Source organism: Lentzea pudingi (assembly GCF_014646255.1).
GTDB lineage: Bacteria > Actinomycetota > Actinomycetes > Mycobacteriales > Pseudonocardiaceae > Lentzea > Lentzea pudingi.
On the sequence record NZ_BMNC01000006.1, the window covers coordinates 320,940 to 335,846 of the forward strand.

A 14,907-nucleotide genomic window follows, 5' to 3' on the forward strand; every position below is an offset into this window, starting at 1 on the left:
ATTGTCCGATCGTCGCCGCCCCGACACCCATCGGAGGTCGGCGATGCGCGCTTTGGCCGCAGTGTTGCTGCTTCTTGTCGCGTTTTGTCAGCCGGTGCAGGCCGCACCCACCCTCGACACCGTCACCACAGCGAGCGTCTACGGGTGCCTGCGCACCAACGGCGCGGGCGTGTACGACGCGACGGTGAACAAGACGTTCGTGACGTACTCGGGGACCAGGCACGACATCTACGTCAAGGCGTTCGACCACGCCGCGAACACGTGGTCGGCGGCCGTCCGGGTCGCCACGCTGAACCTGACCCACGACAACGCCTACCACGACTACCCGGTGCTCACGCAGCTCGGCGACGGCAGGCTGGCGGTCTTCCGCGCCACGCACACGGTGTCGATGCAGCTCTACACCGCGCCCACGCCGCGGTCGATCACGGGCACGTGGACCGCGCGGACGATCAGCACGGACAAGAACACCTATCCCGAACCGGTCGTCACGGGCAACACGATCCACCTGTTCTACAGCCACAACACGGATCTGTCCCACCCGTACCGCATGTACAAGATGATCAAATCGACGGACGGCGGCAGGACGTGGTCCGCGCCTCGCACGATCATCGACTCCGGCCGCACGGCCGACAGGTACGCCGAGGTGTACGCGTTCGGCGTGGCGCAACGCAACGGCCGCGTCTACCTGACCTGGTCGCTGCACGGCGGCCCCCAGGGCCACAACGGCGGCGGCAAGAACATCTACGTCGCCTACTTCGACACGGCGTCCGGGAACCTGTTCACGGTCGGCGGCACGTCGCTCGGCACGGTGATCGACTCGGGTGACACCGACAAGGCCCGCGTCGTCACGACGAACCCGGCGGACCTGCCGGCGGACAAGACGTTGCCGGAGGAGAACCCGGTGACGGTGCCGTTGAACGACGGCTCGCTCGTGCTGGGCTACGGCGTGCACACCAGCAACAGCACGAGGATCGTGCTCGCCCGTTTCGCCGGTGGCACTTGGACTTCCACGACGGTCGACACGTCGACGTCGTTGTTCAAGGACCTCGTCGCGACCGGCAACGGCGTGGACTTCTCCTACGCCAGCAAGGATCGCAAGCGGCTGCTGGTGAAGTCGTGGACGCCGGGTGGTGCGGTGACGACGAAGCACGACCTGGCGGTGCCGTACTCGGCCGGCGCCGACACGACGTTCTACGCGAACTTCGTCGAGAACCGGCCGGGCGACCTGATCGCCAGCACGATCGACCACGAGACCCGCAAGACCAACCACACCGGTACGTGGCCGGTGTTCTCGATCAGGGCGTAAAACCGCTGCGCGGGCATGACATCTGGAGTAAGCAGGTGTCATGCCCGTACAGCTCAACCACACCATCGTCCACGTCAGCGACCAGAACCACTCCGCCCGCTTCCTCACCGAACTGCTCGGCCTGCCGGACCCGGTGCGCTACGGCCCGTTCCTCGTCGTCGAGGTCGCGAACGGCGTCTCCCTCGACTACATGACCGCGCGGGGTCCGATCACCGAGCAGCACTACGCGTTCCTGGTGACCGAGGAGGAGTTCGACGAGATCTTCGGCCGCATCCAGGAGCGCGGCCTCGACTACTGGGCCGACCCGTTCCACAGCGCGCCGGGGCAGATCAACACCAACGACGGTGGCCGCGGCGTCTACTGGAACGACCCGGACGGCCACGCATTGGAGATCATCACCCGCCCGTACGGTTCCGGCTCCTGACGAACTGGTTCACGTATCTAAAAGGTATAGACCACCTCTTGTGCTCGGAGTTCCCGCCTGCCACCGTGAGAGCGGTAACACACAGTGGGCGCGCAGATGCTCCGAGGAGTTGGTCCCCATGTTCCGGACACGCGCCGCCGCCCTGATCGTCGCGCTGATCGGCGTCTTCACGCTCGTTCAGCCGGCGACGGCAGCGCCGTTCATCGTCACCGAAGCGCAGTTCAACCGCATGTTCCCGTCCCGCAACAGCTTCTACACCTACACCGGCCTGAGGAACGCGATCAACTGGTCGGGTTCCTTCGCGAACCAGGGCAGCGAGACGGTGAAGAAGCAGGAGCTCGCGGCGTTCCTCGCCAACGTCTCGCACGAGACCGGCGGCCTGTACTACATCCGCGAGATCAACCAGAGCGGCGACTACTGCGACGAGAGCAAGCCCTACGGCTGCCCCGCCGGGACCAGGCAGTACTACGGCCGCGGCCCGATCCAGCTGTCGTGGAACTACAACTACAAGGCGGCCGGCGACTACCTCGGCATCAACCTGCTGAACAACCCGGACCAGGTGGCCACCAACGCCACCACGTCGTGGAAGACCGCGATCTGGTACTGGATGACGCAGAACGGCCCCGGCACCATGACCCCGCACAACGCGATGGTCAACTCGCGCGGCTTCGGCCAGACGATCCGCAGCATCAACGGATCACTGGAGTGCGACGGGCGCAACCCCGGCACGGTGGAGAGCCGCGTCTCGAAGTACCGCTCGTTCACCGGCATCATCGGCGTGGCAACGGGATCGAACCTCTACTGCTAGTCGTGAATACTCCAGCCGGAGAAATAGGTCTAGACCCTTGACTGGTCTGGACCAGTGGTGCCAACCTCAGCGTTGTTCACATACCTGATCCTCCGGGCGCAAGACTCCAGGAGTGAGTGACCTTGCTGAGAAAACGAATTCTGGCGTCTCTCGCGGCGGTGGCGATGGCGGCGACCGTGGCCGTCATCGCACCGACCGCGTCATCCCAGGCGGAAGTGTCCGCGCAGGCCTGCTCGTTCACCGACTGGGTTGCCGGCCGGCAGTACTACACGGGCAACATCGTGAAGTACAACGGTTCCTACTACATCGCCGAGCACGACAACCCCGGCTACGACCCGACGATCTCCACCTGGTTCTGGGAGCCGACGAGCTGTGACGGCGGTGGAGGTGGCGGCGGCGGTACCTGCACCAGCGCCACCGACTGGGTCGCGGGCCGGCAGTACTACACCGGCAACATCGTGAAGTACAACGGCTCCTACTACATCGCCGAGCACGACAACCCCGGCTACGACCCGACGATCTCGACGTGGTTCTGGGAGCCGCACAACTGCGGCGGTGGCGGAGAACCGGGCACCGGCTTCCCCATCAGCGAGTCCCAGTTCAACAGCTTGTTCTCCGGCCGCAACAGCTTCTACACCTACCAGGGCTTCGTCGACGCGGCACGCACCATCCCCGCGTTCGGCACGTCCGGCAGCGACACGGTGAAGAAGCAGGAAGTCGCGGCGTTCCTCGCGAACACCGCGCACGAGACCGGCAACTTCGTCTACATCGAAGAGATCAACAAGAACAACGACCTCTGCGACGAGAGCCAGCCCTACGGCTGCCCTGCCGGCACCTACGCCTACTACGGCCGCGGTCCGATCCAGCTGTCGTGGAACTTCAACTACAAGGCCGCCGGTGACTACCTGGGCCTGAACCTGCTGCAGAACCCGTACCAGGTGGCGCAGAACTCCACGACCGCGTGGCGGACGGCGATCTGGTACTGGATGACGCAGCGCGGCCCCGGCACCATGACCGCGCACGACGCGATGGTCAACGGCGCCGGGTTCGGCCAGACGATCCGCAGCATCAACGGATCGCTGGAGTGCGACGGGCGCAACCCGGCGCAGGTCCAGAGCCGCGTCAACAACTACAACCGGATCACCGGCACCATCGGTGTGGCCCCCGGCGGCAACCTCTACTGCTAGTGGTTGTCCTGACTAGGACTTGAGCGGTCCTAGTTCGGTCATAGCTTCACTGCATGACCATGGAGCTCACCGATCTGCTGCACGAACTGAACGACCAGCGCAGGACCTTCCGGGTCACCGTGCGGGGTCTCACCCCGGCCGACGCGGTGAAGCGGACGACGGTCAGCGGGCTCACGCTGGGTGGGTTGCTCAAGCACCTCACCTGGTGTGAGCGCGGCTGGACCCACATCCTGACCGAACAGCCCCTCCCCCCGCCCGGCATGCTGGACTTCGACCAGTACACCTGGACGGGCGACGACTTCGAGGAACTTCTCGCGTCGTACGACGAGGCGGCGCGCGCGACCGACGAGGCCGTGCGCACCGCCTCTCTCGACAAGCTCGTACCGCTGCCCTCGGCGCCGTGGGACGAGAACCCGCAGCCCATGTCGATCCGGCGGATCGTGCTGCACATCATCCGGGAGACCGCGCAGCACGCGGGCCACGCGGACATCATCCGGGAGACGCTCGACGGTCAGTCGACCACAGCGTTTCTGTACGAGTAGGCGCTGTCCTCGCAAGGGCAGGACCTCAGGCCGCGAGCTGCTCCTTCACCTGCGCCAGCGACGGGTTGGTGAGCGCCGCGCCGTTCGGGAAGTGGACGGTGGGCACCGTGCGGTTGCCGCCGTTCACCTCCATCACGAAGTCGGCCGCTCCCGGCGTCTCCTCGATGTTGATCTCGACGTACTCGATGCCTTCGCGGTCGAGCGAGCTCTTCAGGATGCGGCAGTAGCCGCACCACGAGGTCGAGTAGACGGTCAGCTGGTCGGGAGCCATCAGGGCGCACTCCTCGTCGGGGTCGGACGGTGTCACCAGAGTCAACACCCGGCGAGGGGCGCTTCTTCCCCGGGGTGCCGGCGGGATCGTCAGGCAATCGTCAGGTCAATTCCCGTAACCGTGGGTCAGCATAGTTCGCGCGCGTCCGAGAATTTCGGCCGTGCAATTCGTCGTGCATTCGCCCGAACACCACCTACGAATTCAGTCACCCAATCGGCGGCCCATCATGACGCAGGGTTTCCGATATCGTCTGAATTCCGCCGCCGCTCACCGCAGTCATGAACGGAAAGGCTGGCCATGCTGAAAACGGTGGCGGCTGCTGCCCTCGCGCTGTCCGCGGTCCTGACCGCGCCGGCCGCCCACGCAGCACCCGAAGTTCCCGATTTCGTGACGATCGACGTCGTCACCGTGAACGGTTCCGGCTGTCCCGCCGGCACCGCGGCCGTCGCGGCCGCGGACGACCGCACGGCGTTCACAGTCACATACAGCCAATACCTCGCGCAGGCCGGTCAGGGCTCCGGCCCCACCGACTTCCGCAAGAACTGCCAGCTCAACATCAGGGTGAGCTACCCGCAGGGCTTCACGTTCGGCATCGCCCAGGCCGACTACCGCGGGTTCGCCAACCTGCAGCAGGGCGCGACGGGCACGGAGAAGGGGAACTACTACTTCCAGGGCATGTCGCAGGGCTCGAGCCGCAGCCACACGTTCACCGGCCCGAAGAGCGACAACTGGCAGGCGACCGACCGCGCGACGGTCTCGGAAATCATCTACGCGCCCTGCGGAGAAGTCCGGCACCTGAACATCAACACCGAACTGCGCGTGAACGCGGGAACAGCGTCGAAGGCGAACAGCTTCATGACGATGGATTCCACGGACAGCAGCGTGAGCACGAAGTACCAGTTCTCCTGGAAGCGCTGCTGACCCAGGCACCGACAGCCGCCGCCCGTTCATTTCGTTGAACAACCCCGACGGAAAGGTGCCCCATGCTCAACACAGTGGCCGCGGCCGTGTTCGCGATGTCGACGATCATCGTCCCGCCCGGCGGCGCCCCCGGTGACGTCCCCCCGCCGGACCACATCACCATCGACGTCGTGACCATCAACGGCTCCGGCTGCCGGGCGGGAACGGCCGCCGTGGCCGTCAGCCCGGACAACAAGGCGTTCACCGTCACCTACAGCGAGTTCATGGCTCAGGTCGGCCCGCAGGCCCTGCCCACCGACTTCCGCAAGAACTGCCAGCTGAACCTGCGCGTCAACGTGCCGTCCGGCTTCACCTACGGCATCGCGTCGACCGACTACCGCGGCTTCGCGCACCTCGAACGCGGCGCCACGGCCCTGGAGAAGGCGAACTACTACTTCCAGGGCATGTCGCAGACGGAGTACAAGCAGCACAACTACAAGGGCCCGTTCAGCGACGACTGGCAGGCGACGGACACGACCGACGTGGCCGCCATCGTCTACCACCCGTGTGGCGAGAAGCGGAACTTCAACATCAACACGGAGCTGCGGGTCATGGCCGGCACCTCCGACAAGAAGCTCACCAGCTTCATCTCGATGGACTCGACGGACGGGGCCATCGAGACGACCTACCACTTCGCGTGGAAGGTCTGTCCCCCTCCGAGGCCGTAGTTCCCGCTAGGTGCCGGGCATTCCGCGAACCGGGGTGCCCGGCACGCCCCTGTCGGGAGGGGGCGTCGTGCCACCGCCTAGATCAGGAACCGGTACGCCGTCGACCCCGGCTCCACGTGCTGGATCTTGAGCGGGGACTCCTTCATCCGCCCCCACAGCAGCTCGTAGTCCTCACGCCGCCCCAGCTCGATGCACACCAGCGCGGCCCCGGTCTCCCGGTTGTCCCGCTTCATGTACTCGAACTGCACGATGTCGTCGTCCTTGCCCAGCACGTCGTCGAGGAATCGCCGCAGCGCCCCGGGCTCCTGCGGGAACTCCACCAGGAACCAGTGCTTCAGGCCGCGGTGGATCATCGACCGCTCGACGATCTCGGCGTAGCGCGACACGTCGTTGTTGCCGCCGGACAGCAGGCACACCACGGTCGAGTCGGGCGCGACGGAGATCTCCTCCAGCAGTGCGGCGGAGGCCAGGGCGCCGGCGGGTTCCGCGATGATGCCGTCGATCTGGTACAGCTCCAGCATCTCGGTGCAGACCGCGCCCTCGGACACCGTCAGGAGCTCGGCGCCGCTGTCGCGCACCATCGGGAACGTCACGTCGCCCGCGCGGCGGACCGCGGCGCCGTCGACGAACGAGTCGACCTCGGGCAGCGTCACCGGGTGGCCCGCCTGGACGGCGGCGATCATCGAGGCGGCGCCGGCCGGCTCGACGCCGATGATGCGGGTGCGCGGGAAGCGTTCCTTGAACCACGTGCCCACGCCGGAGAGCAGTCCGCCGCCGCCGATCGGCACGACGACCACGTCGGGGGCGCCGCCGAGCTGCTGGACGATCTCCAGGCCGACGGTGCCCTGGCCCGCGACCGTGCGCGGGTCGTCGAAGGCGGGGACCAGGGTCGCGCCGGTCGCGGCGGCGTACTCCTTGGCCAGCGCGGCCGCGTCGTCGTAGGTGTCGCCGTCGACGACCAGCTGGACCATGCCCTGGCCCAGGGCGTGGATGCGGTCGCGCTTCTGGCGCGGGGTGGTCCGCGGGACGTGCACGCGGCCCTCGATGCCCAGGCGGCGGCAGGCGTAGGCCATGCCCTGGCCGTGGTTGCCGGCCGACGCGCAGACCGCACCACCGAACGCGAACTCGGTCTGGCAGAGCAGGTTGAACGCTCCGCGCAGCTTGTAGGAGCGGCCGACCTGCAGGTCCTCGCGCTTGAACCACACGCGCGCCCCGGTCCGCTCCGACAACCGCTGGTTCACCTCGAGCGGCGTGGTGCGGGCGACTCCACCGAGCCGGGCTGCGGCCGCGGACACCTCATCAGCGAAGGACATGTCAATACATCTTCCGTGAACGACTTGGGTCTGGCACGCGTACCCCTAGAAGGAAGGGGGCGGTGCCTGTGTTTCGCCTTGTGGGCGTGCTATCGCTGCTCATGTTGCTCTCTGCTGTGCCCGCGCACGCCCATGGCGCGCCCACCGACCCCGCGAGCAGGGCTTTCCTGTGTTCACCCGGTCAGCCAACAGCATCATCCTCGCCTTGCCGCAGCGCCATCGCGGCGGGGTTGCCGTCCAAGGAGTGGGACAACATCCGGCTCCCGAACGTGCGCGGACAGGACGCCGCGAAGGTTCCGGACGGCAAGCTGTGCAGCGCGGGCCTGGCCAGGTATGCCGGGCTGGACGCGCCGAGCGCCGAGTGGCCGGCGACCAAGCTCAAGAGCACCGGCTTCACGTACAAGGCGACGATCCCGCACCAGGGTTCGTTCCGCTTCTACGTCACGCGCGCCGGCTACACGCCGAACCAGCCGCTGCGGTGGGCGGACCTCGACCAGTTCCTCACCGTGCCCTCGCCCCCGCTCGTGAACGGCTCCTACGAGTTCAAGGTGCAGCTGCCGAAGGACCGCACCGGCCGCCACCTGATCTACACGGTGTGGCAGAACACGGACACGCCCGACACCTACTACTCGTGCACGGACGTGGAGATCGCGGCAGCGGTGAAACCGGCACCGCCCGTGGCCCAGCAGGCACCCGCCGCACCACCCGTGAAGGCCGCGCCTCCCACCCAGAGGACGAGCCAGTCCGCCGCGCCGTCGACCAAGCCGTCCGCGCCGAGGTCGAGCATCCCGAAGCCGGTTCCCGTTGCGTCGAGTGCCGAACAGCCTCCTTCGGACGCGACGAGGTTCGGCATGGCGGCCGTGGTCGCGGCACTGGGCGGGCTCGCCGTGCTCGGCGGCTTCATGTTGTGGCGCAAAAGAATTCTGTGAACGTCCCGGTCCCCAACAGGTCTAGACCTTCCCTACGATGATCTTCGGGCGCGCAACCCCTGCTACACGAAGGTGTGTACCCGATGGCTCGAAAACTGTTGGCGCTACTGGCAATGCTCGCCGCCACACTCGTCCCGGTTTCTCTCTCGGCATCGAACACGGCACAAGCGGCACCGTTCAAGGTGCTGGCGTTCTACAACGGCACCTGGGACGCGGCGCACATCGCGTTCGTCAAAGAGGCGAACCCGTGGCTCACCCGCGCGGGCCAGGAGAACGGCTTCACCTACGAGTCGACCACCGACTGGAACCGGCTCAACACCCTCACACCGGCCCAGGCGCAGGTCGTGGTCTTCCTCGACGACGCGCCCACCGGGTCCGCGGCACGCGCCGGCTTCCAGCGCTACGTCGAGGCGGGCGGCGGGTTCTTCGGCTTCCACGTCAGCGCGTTCACCCAGAACGCGAACGAGTGGTCGTGGTACCACAACACGTTCCTGGCCAAGGGGAACTTCGTCAGCAACACGTGGGGCCCGACCACCGCGGTGCTGAAGGTGGAGACCCGCACCCACCCGTCGACGCTCAGGCTGCCCGAGCGGTTCGCCTCGGCCGTCAGCGAGTGGTACAGCTGGGACCGCGACCTGCGGCAGAACCCGAACGTCCAGGTCCTGGCGAGCGTCGACCCGTCGAGCTTCCCGCTCGGCACCGACCCGAACCAGCAGTGGCGCAGCGGCTACTACCCCATCATGTGGACGAACAAGAACTACAAGATGATCTACGCGAACTTCGGCCACAACGCCATGGACTACGCGGCGAACAAGCCGCTGTCGTCCACGTTCGCGAGCCAGACCCAGAACAACTTCCTCATCGACAGCCTGCTGTGGCTGGGCGGTGGCGGCACCCCGCCGCCACAGGGTGAGTGGAAGACGGTCGTCAACCGCGGCAACGGCAAGTGCGTCGACGCCGCCGCCGCGGGCGTGGACAACGGCACCGTCATCCAGCAGTACGCGTGCAATGGCACCACGGCGCAGAACTTCCGCGCGGTGGCGACGACCGACGGCTACTCCCGCGTCGAGTACCGCAACGACTCGGCCAAGGTGCTGGACGTGAGCAACGTGTCCACCGCCGACAACGCCGGCATCCACCTCTGGACCTACGGTGGCGGCACCAACCAGCAGTGGCGCGTGACGACGGGAGCGGACGGCTACTCGACGATCACGGCGAGGCACTCGAACAAGTGCCTGTCGGCGCCCGCCAGTGCGGCCGACGGGGTGCAGCTCGTCCAGGCGACCTGCAACGGCTCCGCCGCGCAGAGCTTCAAGATCGGTTAGGTGAGGACCGTGAGCGGTTCTGGTCGTCGAGGCGGCCGGAACCGCTCACGACCACCCGTTCCGCGGGAACCGGGTCACCCGCGTGCGGTGCCCCGAGGAACCCGTACATGTCGTTGAGCTGGTGCAGCGCCTGCACCGCGTCCCGCCACACCGGGCAGGGCCACGCGCGGTGCCGCCCGTACCAGGCACGACAGGACCGGCACCGATGCCGCTCGTTGGGCTCGTGCATCCGCAGCAGCCCCCGCCACCACGGCAGCGCGTCACGAAGCCGCTCGCGCAGCGCGAAGACCTCGTGGGGCGCGTCGGCCTGGGCGAGCTGGTCCATGGTCTTGTAGACGACGTCGATCACCGAGCGGTGGAACGACCCCTGTCGTTCAGCAAGCGCCATCTCCCAGATCCTCCGAAGTTGAGACAGGGACGGGCGGAGTCTATGTTGGCCGTTGGAGGGCTTTCAACTGGCGAAAATCCACTCACCCGGATAGCCCTTTCCGTGGGTGGAGACGCTACTGCGCGCGACTGGGGAGGCGGCGATGGCGGGGGAACGCTCCCTGGCCGACAGGCTCAACCACCTCTTCGCCCGCTACACCGCCCGTTCCGGCCAGGAGTACAGCAACGAGCAGGTGGCGGCCGCCATCGCGGACACCGGCGTGACCATCTCCCAGAGCTACATCTGGCAGCTGCGCAAGGCCAAGAAGGACAACCCGACGTTCAAGCACCTGCAGGCCCTGGCAGGCTTCTTCGGTGTGCCCGTGAGCTACTTCTTCGACGACGAGGTCACCGACCGCGTCGACGAGCAGCTGAAGTCGTTGCAGGACGAGCAGTCGCGCCTGCAGGAGATCGCCTCGGGCAGCGACGCGCAGCTCATGGCGATGCGCGCGGGGGAACTGTCGCCGGACCGCCGCCGCCTGGTCATGGAACTGCTCGACGTCGTCTACCGGCAGGAACAGGCCGAGCGCGGCGAGGGGTGACCCGTGGCCGAACGAGAACTGCGCAGGCGGTGCCGCCGCCTGCTGAACGAGCTGGACATCCAGCCACCGCTCGACGTCGCGGAGCTCTGCCGCCGCGTCGGTGACCAGCGCGGCAAGCCGATCCGGCTGATCGCGCACCCGATCCCGGTGCCCGGCCCGTACGGCGTGTGGATCGCGACCGCCCAGGCCGACTACATCCTGTACCAGCAGGAGACGTCGAAGGCGCACCAGAACCACATCATCCTGCACGAGCTCGGCCACCTGCTGGCCGGTCACACGAGCGACGAGCAGGACGACCTGGTCACGGGCCTCTACCCCGACCTCGAACCGGACGCGGTGCGGCGGGCGTTGCGGCGCACGTCCTACGACTCCGAGCACGAACGCGAGGCCGAGACGGTCGCGACGATCATCCTGGAGTGGGCGTCGGTGCTGGACGCGGTGGCACCACGCGCGTCGGAGGGTCCCGCGCGCCGCATGTCGTCCTCGCTCGCCGACCGCCTGGGGTGGTTGTAGGTGGAGTACCTGAAGGAGACGCAGGGCGTCGTCGCGATCTCCGCCCTGGCCGTGGTGCTGTACCTGCTGGCGCGCCGCCCTCGTGACCCCCGCCTGCGGTCGGTGACGGCGCTGGTGGCGGGCTGGGCGGTCGGCTACCCGTTCGGACGGGCGGCGGCCGGCGGGCGGTGGTTCCTCGGTCTCGACCCGATGGTGTGCCAGCTGGTCCAGCACTCGATGCTGCAGATCGGCGTGTACGGCCTGATCTGCTTCTTCATCTTCTCCGCGCTGGACGACGCTCGTGCGAAGCGGCAGGCGTTGCTCCAGCTCGCGCCCCTGGTGCTGTGCATCAGCGTCATGACGTGGGCCGTGCTCGCGATCCCGGAGGACCTGCGGGTGGCGGCGGCGCGCGTGCCGAACTCGCTGGGCGGCGGCCCGACTGGGGTCCTCGCGATCACGGTGTTCTACGCGCTGGGCAACGGTTATCTGCTCTACGGCTTCGCGACGATGTTCGTGTGGGCCCGGCGGTACGCCCGTGACGCCGAACCCCGGTTGCGGCGCGGCCTGCTGATCGCGTCGACCGGATTCGCGCTGCTCGTGCCGGCGGACGCGATCTTCGTGTCCTCCAACGTCTCCCGCTACTTCGGCGAGCCACTCCCCCGCTGGCTGCTGACCGCCGCCGTGTTCTTCCTGCTGCCGGGCGTGCTGCTCTGCGTCGTCGGCGTGATCTACCCGATCGCCGCGATGCGGTTCGCGGCCACCCGCCTGTGGCTGCGGCACCTGCGCGCGTACCACCGGCTTGCTCCACTGTGGACGTTGCTGCACGAGTCGTTCCCCGAGGACGCCCTGCACCGCGTGCCGTCGCGCCGGGACGCGTTCTCGCTCCGAGGTGTCCATCGGCGCTACTACCGGCGCGTGATCGAGTGCCGGGACGGGCTCGTGCGGATCAGCCCGTACGTCGCCGAGACCCCCGAGGAACTGCCGCTGGCCGCACGGCTGCGGATGGGACTGGAGACGCGCCGGTCGGGGACGGTCACCATGCGGCTGCCGATCGCGCTGGCCGTTCCCGAGGACGAAGGCATGGAGGCGGACGTGCGGGAGCTGGAAAGACTCGCGGTGTCGTTGCGCTGAGCTAGGCCGTGTCGGGTCAATCCGTCCGCTCAGACGTGACTCTCATCGAACGGATTGACCCGACACGGCCTATGGTCCATTCGTGGACCTGCCCGTGATGCCGCCGGTGAAGCCGATGCTCGCGAAGTCCGTCCCCTCGCTGCCACGCGGGGACGGCCTCGCGTACGAGCCCAAGTGGGACGGCTTCCGCTGCATCGTGTTCCGCGACGGCGACGAGGTCGAGCTGGGGTCGCGCAACGACAAGCCGCTGACCCGGTACTTCCCCGAGGTCGTCGAGCTGCTGAAACAGGCGCTGCCGCCGCGGTGCGTGGTGGACGGGGAGATCGTGCTGGTCACGCCGGACGGGCTGAGCTTCGACACGCTCCAGTTGCGACTGCACCCGGCGGCGTCTCGGGTGCGCAAGCTCTCGGTCGAGACGCCGGCGAGCTTCGTCGCGTTCGACCTGCTGGCCCTGGGCGACGAGGACGTGACCGGGCTGCCGCTGGCCGAGCGGCGGTCCCGGCTGGAGAAGGCCGTCACCGAGGTCCCCGGGATCTACCTGACACCGTCCACAGCGGACCCGGACGTGGCGCAGGACTGGTTCACCCGGTTCGAGGGCGCGGGGTTCGACGGGGTCGTGGTGAAAGCGGTGGACGGCGTCTACGAGCCGGACAAGCGCGTGATGTTCAAGGTGAAGCACGAGCGGACCGCCGACTGCGTGGTCGCGGGCTACCGGCTGCACAAGGACGGCGAGAGCGTCGGGTCGCTGGTGCTCGGTCTCTACCAGGACGGCGAGCTGCACAACGTCGGTGTCGCCAGCAGCTTCACGGCGGCGCGGCGGCGGGAGCTGGTCGAGGAGCTGGCGCCGTTGCTGAACCCGGCCGAGCACCCGTGGAGCGCGTGGGCGACGTACGAGGGCCCTGGCATGAACAGCCGGTGGAACCCCGAGAAGCAGCTTCAGGTCGTGTTGCTCGACCCTTCGCGGGTGGCCGAGGTGCGGTACGAACACGTGCAGGGCGGCCGGTTCCGGCACACGGCTCGCCTGGTGCGGTTCCGCGAGGACAAGACGCCGGCGGAGTGCACGTACGAGCAACTCGAGGAAGTGCCGCCCGCCGAGCTGGACGCGCTGTTCGGCGAGGCGGAGCGAAGGCGGACAATCGAGCCGTGAAGGTGATCAGGCGCGACGGCACGCACGAGATCGAGATCCAGCGATCGAGGTTCCTGTGCCACGTCGCCCGCGTCACCACCGACGCCGAGGCCTCGGAGTTCTTCGCCCGCGTCCGCAAGGAGCACTGGCAGGCCTCGCACAACTGCACGGCGTTCCGGACCGCGGACACCCAGCGCTCGTCGGACGACGGCGAACCGGCCGGCACCGCCGGGGTGCCGATGCTGGAGGTGCTGACGCGCCGGGACCTGGTCGACACCGCTGTCGTCGTCACCCGCTACTACGGCGGGATCAAACTGGGCGCCGGTGGCCTCGTGAGGGCCTACGGACGGGCCGTGGCGGAGGCGGTCGACGCGTTGGGCACGCTCACCCGCGAGCGCCACGAGACGAGACGTCTCGTCTCGGCTCACGACCAGGCGGGGAAGCTCGAGAACGCGTTGCGTGCGGCCGGGTACCACGTCGCGAACACCGAATACGGTCATGGCGTCACCTTCACCGTTCTCACGAAGGACCCGGACGACTTCGAGGTCTGGCTCGCCGCTGCGACGGGCGGTGCGGTGACCGCGATCAGGGGCGAGCCCGTGGACCTCGACAGTTAGAACTTGGCAGCCCAGTTCAGGGCGTAGTCGGCGACCTCTTCCCAGCCTTCCACGCCCAGGACGAAGTGCGGGCGGTTCGGGAACTCCTTGATCTTGGTGATCGCGGGACCCTTGTAGCGGCGGGCGTTCTCGCGGTTCATCGACGCGGGCACGACGTTGTCGCCCTCGCTCGCGATGAACAGCAGCGGTGCGCGGTCCGGGTTCTTCAGGTCGACCTTCGTCGCGTTGTGCGTGGTGAAGTTCGCGGTCGCGGCCTGGAACAGCGGGCGTCCGGGTGCGGTGATCGCGAACCGCTGCCGCAGCGCCTCGGCCTCGTCGGCCGGCAGGGTGTTCGTGAAGGCGTAGTGCCATTCCTTCGCGGTCAGCTCGACGTTGCGCTTGACGTTGGCCGGGTTCTTCAGCACCGGCGACGCGGCCTTGAGAGCCGAGAACGGCAGCCCGAGCGTGCCCTTGGCAGGCGCCGAGTGGATCGCGACGCCGGCCCGGCCGAGGCCCCTGTCCAGCAGCTTCTGCGTGATCAGGCCACCGAACGAGTGGCCCATGATGATCGCGTCCTCCGCGTTGTGCTCGCGGATGAACTTCTCGACGTGGTCGGTGATCTCGACGACGCCGAGGCCGTTCGCGATCTCCGGGTGGGCCCGCATCTGCGCGACCTCGCCGTAGCCGGGCCAGGTCGGGGTGAGCACCTCGTGGCCGGCGGCCTCGAAGCGCTCGGCGACGTTCTTCCAGCTCGCGGGGGTCAGCCACAGTCCGTGAACCAGCACGATCTTCGACATTTCCGTCTCCCTCGGTCGTGGAGAACGCTCGTTCTCCGGCATGAGTGCTAAGGTAGAGAACGAG

At 67.7% G+C, this 14,907-nt stretch carries 18 protein-coding genes; 14 read left to right on the top strand and 4 right to left on the bottom strand.

The features are described from left to right. The first annotated feature begins 94 nt into the window (after positions 1-94). The 5 genes from IEY88_RS23410 to IEY88_RS23430 all read left to right on the top strand — a co-directional run bounded on the left by IEY88_RS23410 (position 95) and on the right by IEY88_RS23430 (position 4,267). Entirely contained in the window at positions 95-1,306 is a 1,212-nt protein-coding gene (locus IEY88_RS23410; RefSeq protein ID WP_189156947.1) for a BNR-4 repeat-containing protein, read from the top strand. Between the two features lie 40 nt (positions 1,307-1,346). Then, on the top strand, positions 1,347-1,730 hold the full coding sequence (locus tag IEY88_RS23415) for a VOC family protein (RefSeq protein WP_189156948.1): 384 nt from the start codon (positions 1,347-1,349) through the stop codon (positions 1,728-1,730). Between the two features lie 118 nt (positions 1,731-1,848). Further along, positions 1,849-2,538 carry a chitinase gene (locus IEY88_RS23420; protein ID WP_189156949.1) on the top strand — a complete coding sequence of 230 codons (690 nt, stop codon included), beginning with the start codon at positions 1,849-1,851 and terminating at the stop codon, positions 2,536-2,538. 122 nt (positions 2,539-2,660) lie between these two features. Then, the gene (locus IEY88_RS23425; protein WP_229693722.1) at positions 2,661-3,725 is read left to right on the top strand and encodes a glycoside hydrolase family 19 protein; all 1,065 of its coding nucleotides are present in this window, start codon (positions 2,661-2,663) and stop codon (positions 3,723-3,725) included. 53 nt (positions 3,726-3,778) lie between these two features. Continuing rightward, positions 3,779-4,267 (top strand): DinB family protein, encoded by a 489-nt coding sequence (locus IEY88_RS23430; RefSeq protein WP_189156950.1) that lies wholly within the window; start codon positions 3,779-3,781, stop codon positions 4,265-4,267. Positions 4,268-4,292: 25 nt separating this feature from the next. On the opposite strand, the gene IEY88_RS23435 is transcribed toward IEY88_RS23430, so the two are convergent. Then, positions 4,293-4,586: a mycoredoxin gene (locus IEY88_RS23435; RefSeq protein ID WP_308426009.1), complete on the bottom strand. Its 294-nt coding sequence runs from the start codon at positions 4,584-4,586 to the stop codon at positions 4,293-4,295. A 249-nt stretch (positions 4,587-4,835) separates the two neighbouring features. Here IEY88_RS23435 and IEY88_RS23440 point away from each other — a divergent pair, with 249 nt between their 5' ends. Next, the gene (locus IEY88_RS23440; protein WP_189156951.1) at positions 4,836-5,459 is read left to right on the top strand and encodes a DUF4360 domain-containing protein; all 624 of its coding nucleotides are present in this window, start codon (positions 4,836-4,838) and stop codon (positions 5,457-5,459) included. Positions 5,460-5,521: 62 nt separating this feature from the next. Further along, on the top strand, positions 5,522-6,166 hold the full coding sequence (locus IEY88_RS23445) for a DUF4360 domain-containing protein (protein ID WP_189156952.1): 645 nt from the start codon (positions 5,522-5,524) through the stop codon (positions 6,164-6,166). Positions 6,167-6,243: 77 nt separating this feature from the next. On the opposite strand, the gene ilvA is transcribed toward IEY88_RS23445, so the two are convergent. Next, positions 6,244-7,479: a threonine ammonia-lyase IlvA gene (gene ilvA / locus IEY88_RS23450; RefSeq protein ID WP_189156953.1), complete on the bottom strand. Its 1,236-nt coding sequence runs from the start codon at positions 7,477-7,479 to the stop codon at positions 6,244-6,246. Positions 7,480-7,580: 101 nt separating this feature from the next. Here ilvA and IEY88_RS23455 point away from each other — a divergent pair, with 101 nt between their 5' ends. Next, positions 7,581-8,408: a lytic polysaccharide monooxygenase auxiliary activity family 9 protein gene (locus IEY88_RS23455; RefSeq protein ID WP_189156954.1), complete on the top strand. Its 828-nt coding sequence runs from the start codon at positions 7,581-7,583 to the stop codon at positions 8,406-8,408. Between the two features lie 83 nt (positions 8,409-8,491). Then, positions 8,492-9,733, top strand: coding sequence for a ThuA domain-containing protein (locus tag IEY88_RS23460; protein ID WP_229693665.1), 1,242 nt, complete (start codon positions 8,492-8,494; stop codon positions 9,731-9,733). Here IEY88_RS23460 and IEY88_RS23465 read toward each other — a convergent pair. Next, positions 9,720-10,121 carry a hypothetical protein gene (locus tag IEY88_RS23465; RefSeq protein WP_189156955.1) on the bottom strand — a complete coding sequence of 134 codons (402 nt, stop codon included), beginning with the start codon at positions 10,119-10,121 and terminating at the stop codon, positions 9,720-9,722. The genes IEY88_RS23460 and IEY88_RS23465 overlap by 14 nt on opposite strands. Positions 10,122-10,263: 142 nt before the next feature. Here IEY88_RS23465 and IEY88_RS23470 point away from each other — a divergent pair, with 142 nt between their 5' ends. The 5 genes from IEY88_RS23470 to IEY88_RS23490 all read left to right on the top strand — a co-directional run bounded on the left by IEY88_RS23470 (position 10,264) and on the right by IEY88_RS23490 (position 14,067). Then, a complete protein-coding gene (locus IEY88_RS23470; RefSeq protein WP_189156956.1) occupies positions 10,264-10,701 on the top strand; it encodes a helix-turn-helix domain-containing protein in 438 nt (145 codons plus the stop codon). 3 nt (positions 10,702-10,704) lie between these two features. Continuing rightward, positions 10,705-11,214, top strand: a complete 510-nt coding sequence (locus IEY88_RS23475; protein WP_189156957.1) for an ImmA/IrrE family metallo-endopeptidase — start codon at positions 10,705-10,707, stop codon at positions 11,212-11,214. Next, positions 11,215-12,324, top strand: a complete 1,110-nt coding sequence (locus IEY88_RS23480) for an MAB_1171c family putative transporter (protein ID WP_189156958.1) — start codon at positions 11,215-11,217, stop codon at positions 12,322-12,324. Positions 12,325-12,406: 82 nt separating this feature from the next. Next, positions 12,407-13,471: an ATP-dependent DNA ligase gene (locus IEY88_RS23485; protein WP_189156959.1), complete on the top strand. Its 1,065-nt coding sequence runs from the start codon at positions 12,407-12,409 to the stop codon at positions 13,469-13,471. After that, entirely contained in the window at positions 13,468-14,067 is a 600-nt protein-coding gene (locus tag IEY88_RS23490; RefSeq protein WP_189156960.1) for a YigZ family protein, read from the top strand. The genes IEY88_RS23485 and IEY88_RS23490 overlap by 4 nt, the downstream gene beginning before the upstream one ends. Here the strand turns inward: IEY88_RS23490 and IEY88_RS23495 are convergent. Next, positions 14,064-14,843, bottom strand: coding sequence for an alpha/beta hydrolase (locus IEY88_RS23495; RefSeq protein WP_189156961.1), 780 nt, complete (start codon positions 14,841-14,843; stop codon positions 14,064-14,066). The genes IEY88_RS23490 and IEY88_RS23495 overlap by 4 nt on opposite strands. Positions 14,844-14,907 lie beyond the last annotated feature (64 nt).

Excerpts from the sequence above, each read along its gene's own strand:
- ilvA (WP_189156953.1), bottom strand. The coding sequence starts at position 7,479 with ATGTCCTTCGCTGATGAGGTGTCCGCGGCCGCAGCCCGGCTCGGTGGA.
- IEY88_RS23415 (WP_189156948.1), top strand. The coding sequence starts at position 1,347 with ATGCCCGTACAGCTCAACCACACCATCGTCCACGTCAGCGACCAGAAC.
- IEY88_RS23440 (WP_189156951.1), top strand. The coding sequence starts at position 4,836 with ATGCTGAAAACGGTGGCGGCTGCTGCCCTCGCGCTGTCCGCGGTCCTG.
- IEY88_RS23465 (WP_189156955.1), bottom strand. The coding sequence starts at position 10,121 with ATGGCGCTTGCTGAACGACAGGGGTCGTTCCACCGCTCGGTGATCGAC.
- IEY88_RS23460 (WP_229693665.1), top strand. The coding sequence starts at position 8,492 with ATGGCTCGAAAACTGTTGGCGCTACTGGCAATGCTCGCCGCCACACTC.
- IEY88_RS23495 (WP_189156961.1), bottom strand. The coding sequence starts at position 14,843 with ATGTCGAAGATCGTGCTGGTTCACGGACTGTGGCTGACCCCCGCGAGC.
- IEY88_RS23470 (WP_189156956.1), top strand. The coding sequence starts at position 10,264 with ATGGCGGGGGAACGCTCCCTGGCCGACAGGCTCAACCACCTCTTCGCC.
- IEY88_RS23445 (WP_189156952.1), top strand. The coding sequence starts at position 5,522 with ATGCTCAACACAGTGGCCGCGGCCGTGTTCGCGATGTCGACGATCATC.
- IEY88_RS23430 (WP_189156950.1), top strand. The coding sequence starts at position 3,779 with ATGACCATGGAGCTCACCGATCTGCTGCACGAACTGAACGACCAGCGC.
- IEY88_RS23455 (WP_189156954.1), top strand. The coding sequence starts at position 7,581 with ATGTTGCTCTCTGCTGTGCCCGCGCACGCCCATGGCGCGCCCACCGAC.
- IEY88_RS23420 (WP_189156949.1), top strand. The coding sequence starts at position 1,849 with ATGTTCCGGACACGCGCCGCCGCCCTGATCGTCGCGCTGATCGGCGTC.